A 12,047-nucleotide genomic window follows, 5' to 3' on the forward strand; every position below is an offset into this window, starting at 1 on the left:
GTGCTGGGCAAGCAAGGCACAGGTGCACTGGTCACCCTGGTGGAGCGCAAGAGCCGGCTCTATCTGGTCAAGCGGGTCGCGAGCAAACAGGCTGGGGTGGTGCGGGATGCGATAATCGAGATGTTAACGCCCTACATCGAGCAGGTGCATACCATCACCTTTGACAACGGCGGCGAGTTTGCCGAACACAAGGCGATAGAGGAAGCGCTGGGTGCCGAGACTTACTTTGCGCACCCTTACTCTTCGTGGGAGCGCGGTCTGAACGAGAACAGCAATGGGCTGTTGAGGCAGTTTATCCCAAAGGGAACAGACCTGAGAGAGGTCACGGACGAGGATGTCAGGAGAGCGGAGCAGTGGCTCAACCTACGACCTCGGAAATGTCTCGGATTCAGGCAGCCTGTCAAGGTATTCGAAGAGTACCGTCAGGCGGCATAGGCGAGTGTCGCACTTCGAAGTTGAATTCGCGTTTTACTATCCAGTAAGAAGGCGCACGGTATATGACAGATTTTACCATTTCTAATTCAGCTAATGCAGCTGCAAGCTCTTTTTTAAGCCGTTCTTTTTCTTCTTGCTGACTAAGTAACTCCTCACGAATATAAAACAGTGTATCCTGAACATCACCCAACTTTTCGATTGATGCTTGGATTTTCTCCGACACCTCAGAATCAACTTTGGCATCTAAAACCAATTTACCAATATCTTTTATACTTTTAATTGCGGTGTAGGCACTTGTTATCGCTGTAATATCCACAAACCCTCCAGAGCTAATGACAATAAAACATTGCAGTAAACTTCAACATACTGTTACGCCATAAATCCTATCGATTTTCAGCCAGCATATCAAAAAATCTATCGCTTACATATTTACATTAAAAACACATCATACGAATCCTCGATTAGATAGATGAATACTTTTCTCTATGAGCAAATTAGGGTCTCTCAGCCTAAAAAGCGGGCCAATGGCCCGCTTGTTTATATTTCACTCACCCTATCCTCACACCGGCGGATGGAAATGGCTGGCCTCGCGGGTAGCCATCTCCTCGTAGGTGGCCCACTTCTGCCACGCCACTTTTTGCGCCACCTGCATCAGCCGTTCGGCCTCCTCCGGATGGCTCTGGGCCAGCACCCGATAACGGGTCTCCTCCTGCCGATATTCAGCGAGGGGAATGGAGGGGCGCAGGCTGTCGAGGCTGAAGGGGTTCTGCCCCGCACTGCGCAATACCGGGTTGTAGCGCATCAGCGGCCAGTGACCAGAGGCCACGGCCCGTTTTTGCTGGGTCAAACCAAACTCCATATCGATGCCATGAGCGATGCAGTGGCTGTAGGCGATGATAAGCGACGGCCCCGGATAGGCCTCCGCCTCACGCAAGGCCTGCAGCGCCTGCTGCGGGTTGGCACCAAAGGCGATGCGGGCAACATAGACGTTGCCGTAGGAGATGGCTTGCAACGCCACATCCTTCTTGGCCAGCGTCTTGCCTCCCGCCGCGAACTTGGCGACGGCGCCGAGCGGGGTCGATTTCGACATCTGGCCGCCGGTGTTGGAGTAGACCTCGGTATCCATCACCAGCACGTTCACATCGCGGCCGGAGGCGAGCACATGATCGAGCCCCGCCGAGCCGATATCATAGGCCCAGCCATCGCCGCCGATGATCCAGACCGAGCGGCGCACCAGTTGATCGATAAGCGATAGCAGCTCACGGGCCTTGCCGGACTTCACCTCTTCCAGCCGCTCGCGCACTTGCGCGACCCGGGTGCGCTGGGCGCGGATCTCCGACTCCAGCCGTTGCGGGGCGTTGATAAGCGACTCGACCAATGCCTCCCCCAGCTCCCCCTTCATCGCTTCAAGGGCCGCCACCGCCTGCCCGTGATGCTGATCGGCGGTGAGACGAAAACCAAAGCCAAACTCGGCGTTGTCCTCGAACAGGGAGTTCGACCAGGCCGGCCCCTTCCCTTCGCCGTTCTTGGCCCACGGGGTAGTCGGCAGGTTGCCGCCGTAGATGGAGGAGCAACCGGTGGCGTTGGCCACCAGCATGCGATCGCCAAACAGCTGGGTCAGCAGCTTGAGATACGGAGTCTCGCCACAACCGGCGCAGGCGCCGGAGAACTCGAACAGGGGTTCGAGGAACTGGGCACCGCGCACGGTGGAGAAATCCACCCGCTCGCGGGCAGGCCACGGCAGGCTCTCGAACCAGCGCAGCGCCTGTTTCTGGCCTGCCAGATGGGGCGCCTTGTCCATCATGGCGATGGCGCGCTCGCCTTCATGGCTTTCATCCGCTCCAGCCCGTACCGGACAGGCCTGCACGCACTGGCCACAACCGGTGCAATCTTCCGGATAGAGCTGCAATGTGTAGCGGCTATCGGGGAAGCCCTTGGCGGTGACGGGCACCGACTGAGCGGCCTCGGGGGCGGTCGCCAGCCAGTCCTGATGGTAGAACTTGGCCCGCAGCGCCGCGTGGGGGCAGACAAAGACGCAGTTGCCGCACTGGATGCAGATATCGGAGTGCCAGATCGGGATCTCGCGGGCGATATCCCGCTTCTCGAAGCGGCTGGTGGCGGTGGGATAAGTACCATCCACCGGCAGCATGGAGACAGGGATCAAATCACCACGCCCCGCCAACATCTCGCCTGTGACCCGTTGGACAAACTCGCTGCCACCCGGTGCCAGTGGCAGCGGATAGTCGCTGATCTGCTCGTCACCGGCCGGGATCGCCACCTTGCTCAAGTGAGCCAGGGTATCGTCCACCGCCGCGAAGTTGCGCGCCACCACCTCGGGCCCCTTGCGGGCATAACTCTTCTCGATGCTCTCCTTGATCAGCGCAATAGCCTCGTCCCGTGGCAACACCCCTGCCAGCGCGAAGAAGCAGGTCTGCATAATGGTGTTGATGCGATTGCCCATGCCGTTTTGCTCGGCCACCCGATCCCCATCGATGCAGTAGAGCTGGATATTGAGGGCGCGAATACGGGCGCGCAGCCGCTCGGGCAGCTGACCCCACACCTTGTCCGCCTCATAGGGGGCATTGAGCAGCAGGGTCGCCCCTTCGGCGGCGTGTTCCAGCAGATCCACCGACTCGACAAAGCCCCACTGGTGGCAGCCGATAAAGCTCGCCTGCTCGATAAGCCAGGGGGCATCGATGGGCTCGGGGCCAAAGCGCAGGTGGGAGACGGTGCGCGAGCCCGACTTCTTGGAGTCGTAGACGAAGTAGCCCTGAGCGTGGAACCCCTCCAGCTCGCCGATGATCTTGATGCTGTTCTTGTTGGCGCCCACCGTGCCGTCGGCACCGAGGCCGAAGAAGAGCGCCCGTACCCGACTGGCGGGCTCCAGATCGCCGATAGGGTGCCAGGCCAGACTGAGGCCCGACACGTCATCGACGATCCCTACGGTAAAGCGCGGGCGCGGCGCATCACAGGCCAGCTCCTCGAACACCGCCGCGCACATGGCGGGGGTGAACTCTTTGGAAGAGAGGCCGTAACGGCCGCCACTGAGCCACGGCAGCCGCTTGATCAGGCCGCGCTGCAAGCCATCAATTAGCGCGCTCTGCACATCCAGCAGCAGCGGCTCGCCGCCCGCCCCCGGCTCCTTGGTGCGATCCAGCACCGCCATGCGCCGCACGCTCTGCGGTAGCGCATCGAGCAGCGCCTGTACCGGGAAGGGGCGATAGAGGCGCACAACCAAGACCCCGGTCTTGCGATCCTGCCGGTTGAGCCAATCCACTGTAGTGCGGGCGGTGGCCGCCCCCGAGCCCATCAGCACGATGACGTCGGTGGCATCGGGCGCACCGTGGTACTCCACCAACCGGTAGTGACGACCGGTCAGCTCGCCGAGGTTGTCCATGCACTGCTGCACCCGCGCTGGTACCGCCTCGTAGAAGGGGTTGACGCTCTCGCGGGACTGGAAATAGGTATCCGGATTCTGGGCGGTGCCACGCATCACCGGATGATCCGGGTTGAGGGCCCGCGCGCGGTGGGCGCGCACCCAGTCGTTGTCGATAAGGGCGCGAATCTCATCCCGATGCAGGGCGGTGATCTTGTTCACCTCGTGGGAGGTGCGAAAGCCGTCGAAGAAGTGGATAAAGGGCACCCGGCACTGCAGGGTGACGCTATGGGCAACCAAGGCCAGGTCCTGCGCCTCCTGCACCGAACCGGAGGCAAGCATGGCAAAACCGGTGCTGCGCGCCGCCATCACATCCTGATGGTCGCCAAAAATCGACAGCCCCTGCGCCGCCAAGGAGCGGGCCGCCACATGGAACACCGCCGAGGTCAATTCACCGGCGATCTTGTACATGTTGGGCAGCATCAGCATCAGCCCCTGACTGGCGGTGAAGGTGGTGGCGAGCGCCCCCGCCTGCAGGGCGCCGTGTACCGTACCGGCAGCCCCCCCCTCACTCTGCATCTCCACTACGGTGGGGATGTTGCCCCACAGGTTGGTTTGCCCCTCCGCCGCCCAGGCATCGGCCAGTTCGGCCATGGTCGAGCTCGGAGTAATGGGGTAGATGGCACACACTTCGCTCAGCTGGTAGGCCACCCGGGCCGCGGCTTCGTTGCCATCGACCATGATCAGTTCATGTTTCATTGGGACTCCTCCGGTTGGCGCAGCTCGATGGCGTGACAAGGGCACTGGTCGTGACAGGCACCGCAGCCGGTGCAGCGCTCGGCATCCACCTGATAGCCTTTGCCCGGCCCCAACTTGGCGATGGCCTGTTCGGGGCAGCTGCCATAGCAGCCGTCGCACTCGAAGCAGTTGCCGCAGGAGTAGCAACGCGCCGCCTCGTAACGGGCGGCCACCTCATCCAGCCCGCCGATGATCTCGCCAAAATCATCCCGCGCCCACGCCGGTTTGACCGGCTGACTGCTGGCGGGCGCGTGGGTCTGGAACCAGAGCTGCAACTGCTCCGGCCCTACCAGCGGGTAGGAGAGCATCTTCTGGTAGTGACGACCGCGCAGCCAGGCATCCATATGGCGCGCCGCCTTCTTGCCATGGCCGGTGGCGATGGTGACGGTGCGCTCGGAGGGCACCATGTCGCCGCCCGCAAACAGACCCGGCACATCCGTCATCAGGTTGCCCGCCACCTGCACCACTCCCTCCTTGTTGACCCGCACGCCGGGAATACTCTCCAGCACGCTCAAGTCCACCTCTTGGCCCAGCGCCAGAATAAGGGAGTCCGCTTCGAGGGTTTCAAACTTGCCGGTGGGCACCGGCTTGCCCTCGGCATCCAGCGCCATCACCTCCACTTCGATATTGGTGCTATCGAGCTGGCGGATGCTGCGCAGCCAGTTGATCTTGATCCCCTCCTCCTCGGCCTCGTCGGCTTCAAAGGCGTGGGCAGGCATATGATCCCGGTCGCGGCGGTAGATAATCATTGCCTCTTCCACCCCAAGGCGACGAGCAGTGCGGGCTGCGTCCATGGCGGTGTTGCCACCCCCATAAATCGCTACCCGCCGTCCCAGTTTGGGTGGCGGCAAGCCCTGCTCTTCGGCCAGACTGGCCTGTTCGAGGAAGCTCACCGCATCGAGGATCTTGCCCGCTTCCCGGGCCGGAATATCGACCCGCTTGGCCAGATGGGCGCCGATGGCCATAAAGACGGCATCAAAGCCCCCCTCGTCGCGCTCGCGCAGCACATCCTCCACCTTGTGGTTGAGGGTCAGGGTCACCCCGGCCGCCACGATGCGGGCTACCTCCCGATCCAGCACGTCGCGGGGCAGACGGTAGGCGGGAATGCCAAAACGCAGCATGCCGCCAGCAAGCGGCCCGGCTTCGCGGATCTCCACCTGATGACCGAACCGGTTGAGGTGCCAGGCGCAGGAGAGACCGGAGGGGCCGGCGCCGATCACCAGCACCTTCTTGCCGCTGGCAGGGGCAGGTGGCGCAGGCTGCCAACCACGGGCCAGCGCTTCGTCGCCGAGGAAACGCTCGATGGCGTGGATGGAGACGGATTCATCCACCTGACCGCGGTTGCAGGCGCTCTCGCAGGGGTGGTAGCAGACCCGGCCATGAATGGCGGGCAAGGGGTTCTCTTCGATCAGGGTCTGCCAGGCCGCCTCAAAACGGCCGGCCTGCGCCAAAGAGAGCCAGGCCTGGATATTTTCTCCGGCCGGGCAGGCATGATTGCAGGGTGGCAGGGCCGGCCGCCAGACGGGTAGCCGGGTACGCACCGGGCCTGTTCCCGTTTTCAGGGAGAGATCCGGCAATGGGGTCATGTCCAGTTGTTTGCTCATACATTGCTTTCTTCTTTTTGTGTGACAGGCCCCACCCGATGGCGCTTGATACCGTGTAGCCGAAGCTGACGGTGGCCGGATGGGGAAGAAGCGAAAGCGTTAGAAACTGGGAACTGAGTCGATAATGGCCGCTTTTTTGTACTGATTAGCGAATCAGGATCAAAAAATGTTGCACTTTATGGTTCATAGAGACCAGAACGTGACTCAAGTAACATCTTCTCCAGCTGACCGCTGGCTTTCAGTTTGGCGAGCCCCCGATTGAAGGTTTTGATCAGTTCGTCAGCGTTGGCGCGCTTGCGACTGATCAGCAGGTGACCTTCAACTTTCATCACGGGTTTTGAATGGGTTGCAAAGAGATCGACCGTGCTGGCCGGGTAGAACTGACGCAGGGAGTAGTAGCCGACATCTATGTTCTCCAGGGTCAGGTCGGCGCGGCCGGAGAGCAGCAGATCGAAGCTCTGGCGCAGCCGGGTGACGAACTGCACCTGCAGCGGCACCTGCGCGATAGCTGCAAAAAAATCTGCATTGTAGGTATAGCCACTGACCGCAGCCAGCTTGCGATCCGCCAGATCCTGATAGCCACGCCATTCCAGCGGATCGGACTTGAGATAGAACCAGACGTAGGTTTCGCTCAGGATGGGATCGCTGTAGAGATGGGTTTTGCGCCGCTCGCTCGACTCATACCAGTGGACAGTGCCATCCACCAAGCCCTCCTCCGACAAGCGAAAGGCCCGCTTCCAGGGAAGAAACTGGAACTTGACGCTCACCCCTTCACTCTTGAATGCCTCGCTCACTACATGGGGGATCAGCCCCTGATATTTCAGCGTCTCGGAGCAGTAAGGGGGATACTCTCCCGTGGTCAGGGTCAGCTCCTGCGCCCAGAGCCCGTGGCAAAAAAGGCTCCCCGCCAGCAACCAGCTTATTTTCATCCCGATGCCCTCTTGTTCTGTTTTCCCAACTATAGACCGCCCCCTTGAAAGGATTGCCGGATCGTCGGGGAACCGTTATGTTCCCCTTTTTCTAGGCGATCGCGCCGCGTCACAAGGATATGAAGATGCCCAGGCTAGACAGCATTCACCTCTACCCCATCAAATCGACTGCAGGTATGCCGCTGGCTCGCGCCCGGGTGACCGAAGAGGGACTGGCAGGGGATCGCCGCTACATGGTGGTCAAACCGGACGGCACCTTTATCACCGCCCGAACCCATCCCCAACTGCAACAGGTCGTGGCCACCCCCATCGAAGGGGGCTTGCAACTGCGCTATCCGGGCTTTGAACCGCTCATCCTGCAAGAGACCGACTTCAGCCGCACCCCGCAAGCTACCGGAGTCTGGAGCGACCGTTTCACCGCCCTGCACACCGACCCCAAAGCCGATGGCTGGCTAAGCCGGGTGGCAGGGGAACCAGTGCAACTGCTCTGGCTGGGTGAAACCTCGGATCGCTTTCGTGAAAAGACCGGCACCCGGGTCAGCTTTGCCGACGGTTATCCGCTGCTGCTGATAAGCCAGGCTTCCCTTGAGGATCTCAATCTGCGCTCCGATGCCCTGCACCAGATGAGCCAGTTCCGCACCAATCTGGTGGCAAGCAACACCCAGCCCTTCGAGGAGGACAGCTGGATGCGCATCCGCATCGGCGAAGTGGAATTCAAGGTGGTCAAGCCCTGCAGCCGCTGCATCATGACCACGGTGGAAGCAGGCACCGATCGCTTCAACGCCCTGAAAGAGCCGCTGGCCACCCTCACCCGCTACCGCCGTGGCGAGGATGGCGAGGTCTACTTCGGCCAGAATCTGGTGGCGCTGAACGAGGGATGGATTGAGACAGGCAGCGAGATCGAGGTGCTGGAACGCACAAGACCGTTGGTCTATCCCGCCGCCGCACCGAAGAAGCGGGAGCTGATCTGCGTGGCCCGCGAACCGCTGGCGCGGGATCTGGAGACCTTCTGGTTCGAGGCGACCGATGGCGAGCCCTTGCCCGACTACCTGCCCGGCCAGCATCTGCCCATCAGTCTCGATATCAAAAACGAACGGATCCTGCGGCGCTATACCCTGAGCTCCACGCCGGATCACCCGGAGCGTTACGGCATCAGCGTCAAAAAGGTGGAGGGTGGCCGCATCTCCCACTGGCTGCACCAGCAGTTGCAGGTGGGCGACCGGCTGCTGGCCGCCAACCCCGCAGGCGAGTTTCACCTAGGCCGCGAGCGCAACCTCCTGTTGCTCTCCGCAGGCTCCGGCGTCACCCCCATGCTGGCGATAGCCCGCACCCTGGCGCTACGCGGGGAGCTGGAAGAGGTTCACTTTATGCACCTGTGCCGCAGCGAAGCGGACATTCCCGCCGCCAGCGAACTGCACGCCATGGCGCAGCAGGGGATGACCCTCACCATTATCCTGAGCCAGCCGGACAATCACTGGCAGGGGCTGCAAGGGCGACTCAATGATGAGCATCTGCAACTGGTCAAAGGGCTGGCCGAAAAAGAGGTCTTTATCTGTGGCCCCCACGGCTTTATGGCCGATGCTGCCGCCAAAGTTGCGGCCCTCCGCGTTCCGGCCGCGCGGATCAAACAGGAGAGTTTTGGCAGCGCCATTCTCTCGGTGGCCCGCCCCCATCAGGCGGTACAACTGCGTATCGGCGCCCAAGCCTTTACCGGCAACAATCAGGGCACTGTGCTGGATCAGGCCAACAAGCAAGGTGTAGAGCTGCCGTGGAGCTGCCGCGCCGGCATCTGCGGCAGTTGCAAACAGACGCTGCTCTCGGGCGAGGTGGATCACCCCGACGCCCCCGCCATCACCGCCGCCGAGCGGGCAGAGGGCAAGATCCTTGCCTGCTGCGCCGTGCCGCTCTCCGACCTTGAAATCCTATGATCGGGTGATCGGGCCGCATTAACTCACGCCCCCCAGATGACCGGGGAATTGACCCCGGTCATCTTTATCCACACTTGTTCACCTGATCCGCCCTTAATTTGTCCCCACCGCCTTCATCAGTGAGTTTCCCTTCCTATACTCTCAGAGCAAAAAGCCTTGCCAGCCATTGACTTGGCGATGCTCCATACGACACTCAGCCATAGGGAAAGGACGCCCATACCATGGAACAGAACAAGCCCGCCTTTCAGCTCAACCTGCTGCTATCCGTCATCACCCTGATCCTGCTGTCACTGGTGTTTTTCGCCTACAGCTGGGCGGGTAAACAACTGGAAGAGAGTTATCGACAACAATATGTCTCCTACCTGCTGGCCGACGAACTGCGCCAATCCTCCGATGATCTGACCCGACTCGGGCGCACCTATGTCATCACCAAGGATCCAGCCTACGAGCAGCAGTACATGCGGATCCTGGCCATTCGCAACGGCGAACAGACGAGACCGGATGGCTACAATCGTATCTACTGGGACTTTGTCGCCGCCAACGGCCAGAATCCCCGCCCCGACAGCAATGTTCGCCGTGGCCTGATCGACCTGATGAAGGATGCCGGTTTCACCGACGGTGAGCTCGCCAAACTGAACGAGGCCAAAAACAACTCGGATGCGCTGGTCAACACCGAGGTCGCCGCCTTCAAGCTGGTACAGCAGAGCGATGGCGACCTGGTTGCCAACCAGCAAAAAGCCATCGCCATGATGCATGACAAGGCCTATCACCAGAACAAGGGGCGCATCATGTCCCCCATCGATGACTTCTACGTGATGATGGAGCAGCGCAACCATGAGGCAGTCGAGAGCGCCATCGCCAATACCGACATGCTGCGCTATCTCTTTATCGCCCTCGGTCTGGTGTTGATGTTCTTCCTCTGGCGCACCTATCGCTCCCTGCTCGATCTGGTGGGCACCTCGGTCGAACAGCTCAAGACCGATCTCCATATGATGGCAGAAGGGGACTTCTCGCGCCCCATCAAGGTGCCGCCAGGATCGAAAGAGAGCCTGATCGGCCTGCTCGGCGGTATGCAGACCACACTCAAGGGGATCATCGCCAAGGTCTCCCACTCCACCGAGGAGCTGTCCCACTCTGCTGACAGCATCGCCCAGATCGCCGAGCAGACCGCCCAGTTTGCCACCGATCAGCAAACCAGCACCCAGACCATGGCCGCCGCCATCGAGGAGCTGGTGGTGAGCATCAGTCACCTCTCCGACAATGCCACCCATGCCGACGAGCTGAGCAAGGTCTCAGCCAATACCCTGGAGGAGGGTTCGGGGGTCATTAAAGAGACGCTCGGCAGCATCGAGAATATCTCCACCACGGTGGGGGATGCGGCCAGCACCATCTCCGAGCTCAACGGCCATACCCAGCAGATTTCGGAGATCATCGGGGTGATCCGCGGTATCGCCGATCAGACCAACCTGCTGGCTCTCAACGCGGCCATCGAGGCGGCGCGGGCCGGTGAACAGGGTCGCGGCTTTGCGGTGGTGGCCGACGAGGTGCGCAATCTGGCCAGTCGCTCGGCGGCCTCAACCCAGCAGATCACCGGGATGATTAGCAAAATCCAGAGCGGGGCGGATGCCTCCATCCGCAGCATGGAGAACACGGTCAACAACGTCTCTCGCGGTGTCACGCTGGCCAACCAGACCGGCGAGGCGATCGCCAGCATCCAGAGCCACGCCTCCAACCTCACCGGCTTGATGGGAGAGATCAGCCACACCCTGCGCGAGCAGTCCACCGCAGCCAACGAGGTGGTCTCTACCGTCGGCAACATCACCTCTCTCTCGGAACAATCGGGGGATGCCGCCCGCCATGTGTCGCAAGAGGCGGCCAAGCTCAAGCAGCTGTCACGGGTACTGCGCCAGGAGATGGGGCACTTCAAGCTTTAAAGAACGCTGAAAAGCAAAACGGCTGCTCGAAGGCAGCCGTTTTTTATTCGGGGTATCCCCGTCATTCAGTATCTATCAACCACGCAGGGCGGCGATACGCTGTTCGATGGGCGGGTGACTCATGAACAGTTCGCTCATGGAGCGCTTGCCGTTGATGCCAAAGGCCATCATAGAGCCTTCCAGCTGAGGCTCGGCACCACGGGAGAGGCGCTCAAGGGCGGCAATCATCTTGTCGCGACCAGCCAGCTTGGCGGCACCGGCATCGGCACGGAACTCACGCTGACGGCTGAACCACATGACGATGATGGAGGCCAGAATGCCGAACAGCATCTCCAGCACGAACACGGTGATCATGTAGGCAAAACCGCCGGTACTGCTGCTCTCTTCCTCGTTGTTGGAGCTGAAGAAGTTGCTGATCACGCCAGCCACGATCCGGGCGAAGAACATCACGAAGGTGTTCACTACACCCTGGATCAGGGTCAGGGTCACCATGTCGCCATTGGCCACGTGGCTAACCTCGTGGGCCAGTACCGCTTCCGCCTCGTCACGGCTCATGCTGTAGAGCAGGCCAGAGGAGACCGCCACCAGCGAATCATCGCGGCGGGCGCCGGTTGCAAAGGCGTTCATCTCGGGAGAGTCGTAGATCCCCACTTCCGGCATCTTGATACCCGCTTCGCGGGCCTGACGGGCCACAGTGCTCACCAGCCAGTGCTCGGTCTCGTTACGGGGTTGCTCGATGACCTGGACGCCATAGCTGCGCTTGGCCATCCACTTGGACATCAGCAAGGAGATAAAGGAACCCCCAAAACCGAACACGGCACAGAACACCAACAGCCCGGAAATGCTGGACTTGTTGATCCCCAGAACCGAGAACAGGATATTGAGTACCACCCCCAGCACCAGCATGACGGCCAGGTTGGTCACCAGGAATAGCATAATTCGCTTCATATAGACTCCTTGTGAAGATAAGGGACATGACCGGGGATCACTCGGGATCCCCACCTGATCATGTTAATGTCGACATTCTAGGGAGATTCGATGAA

Annotated in this window: 7 protein-coding genes and 1 pseudogene; 3 read left to right on the forward strand and 5 right to left on the reverse strand. The window is 60.8% G+C overall.

What is annotated here, in order from left to right:
- Positions 1 to 435, forward strand: a pseudogene (locus tag AB5Y97_RS11950) (IS30-like element ISAs2 family transposase); the annotation flags it as partial.
- Here AB5Y97_RS11950 and AB5Y97_RS11955 read toward each other — a convergent pair.
- The 4 genes from AB5Y97_RS11955 to AB5Y97_RS11970 form a co-directional block, all read right to left on the reverse strand.
- Positions 401 to 751, reverse strand: coding sequence for a hypothetical protein (locus tag AB5Y97_RS11955; protein ID WP_368158017.1), 351 nt, complete (start codon positions 749 to 751; stop codon positions 401 to 403). The pseudogene AB5Y97_RS11950 and the gene AB5Y97_RS11955 sit on opposite strands and share 35 nt — an antisense overlap.
- A gap of 243 nt (positions 752 to 994) precedes the next feature.
- Complete coding sequence (gene nifJ, locus AB5Y97_RS11960) at positions 995 to 4,570, reverse strand: pyruvate:ferredoxin (flavodoxin) oxidoreductase (protein WP_368158019.1); 3,576 nt, start codon at positions 4,568 to 4,570, stop codon at positions 995 to 997.
- Positions 4,567 to 6,213: an NAD(P)-binding protein gene (locus AB5Y97_RS11965; RefSeq protein WP_368158021.1), complete on the reverse strand. Its 1,647-nt coding sequence runs from the start codon at positions 6,211 to 6,213 to the stop codon at positions 4,567 to 4,569. The genes nifJ and AB5Y97_RS11965 overlap by 4 nt, the downstream gene beginning before the upstream one ends.
- A gap of 176 nt (positions 6,214 to 6,389) precedes the next feature.
- Complete coding sequence (locus AB5Y97_RS11970) at positions 6,390 to 7,142, reverse strand: ABC transporter substrate-binding protein (protein WP_201945543.1); 753 nt, start codon at positions 7,140 to 7,142, stop codon at positions 6,390 to 6,392.
- Positions 7,143 to 7,267: 125 nt separating this feature from the next.
- On the opposite strand from AB5Y97_RS11970, the gene AB5Y97_RS11975 reads away from it, so the two are divergent.
- Together AB5Y97_RS11975 and AB5Y97_RS11980 are read left to right on the forward strand one after the other, a co-directional pair.
- Positions 7,268 to 9,070: an MOSC N-terminal beta barrel domain-containing protein gene (locus AB5Y97_RS11975; RefSeq protein ID WP_201945553.1), complete on the forward strand. Its 1,803-nt coding sequence runs from the start codon at positions 7,268 to 7,270 to the stop codon at positions 9,068 to 9,070.
- Between the two features lie 221 nt (positions 9,071 to 9,291).
- Positions 9,292 to 11,004 (forward strand): methyl-accepting chemotaxis protein, encoded by a 1,713-nt coding sequence (locus tag AB5Y97_RS11980; RefSeq protein WP_201945554.1) that lies wholly within the window; start codon positions 9,292 to 9,294, stop codon positions 11,002 to 11,004.
- A gap of 75 nt (positions 11,005 to 11,079) precedes the next feature.
- Here the strand turns inward: AB5Y97_RS11980 and htpX are convergent, their stop codons facing one another.
- Positions 11,080 to 11,952 (reverse strand): protease HtpX, encoded by an 873-nt coding sequence (gene htpX / locus AB5Y97_RS11985; RefSeq protein ID WP_005337890.1) that lies wholly within the window; start codon positions 11,950 to 11,952, stop codon positions 11,080 to 11,082.
- Between the last annotated feature and the right edge of the window lie 95 nt (positions 11,953 to 12,047).

Origin of the sequence: Aeromonas sp. R10-2 (genome assembly GCF_040908445.1) — a bacterium.
In the GTDB taxonomy this organism is placed as follows: Bacteria; Pseudomonadota; Gammaproteobacteria; order Enterobacterales; family Aeromonadaceae; genus Aeromonas; species Aeromonas veronii.

Coding starts and splice junctions, on each gene's coding strand:
- nifJ (WP_368158019.1), bottom strand. CDS start 4,570: ATGAAACATGAACTGATCATGGTCGATGGCAACGAAGCCGCGGCCCGG.
- AB5Y97_RS11965 (WP_368158021.1), bottom strand. CDS start 6,213: ATGAGCAAACAACTGGACATGACCCCATTGCCGGATCTCTCCCTGAAA.
- AB5Y97_RS11970 (WP_201945543.1), bottom strand. CDS start 7,142: ATGAAAATAAGCTGGTTGCTGGCGGGGAGCCTTTTTTGCCACGGGCTC.
- AB5Y97_RS11975 (WP_201945553.1), top strand. CDS start 7,268: ATGCCCAGGCTAGACAGCATTCACCTCTACCCCATCAAATCGACTGCA.
- AB5Y97_RS11980 (WP_201945554.1), top strand. CDS start 9,292: ATGGAACAGAACAAGCCCGCCTTTCAGCTCAACCTGCTGCTATCCGTC.
- htpX (WP_005337890.1), bottom strand. CDS start 11,952: ATGAAGCGAATTATGCTATTCCTGGTGACCAACCTGGCCGTCATGCTG.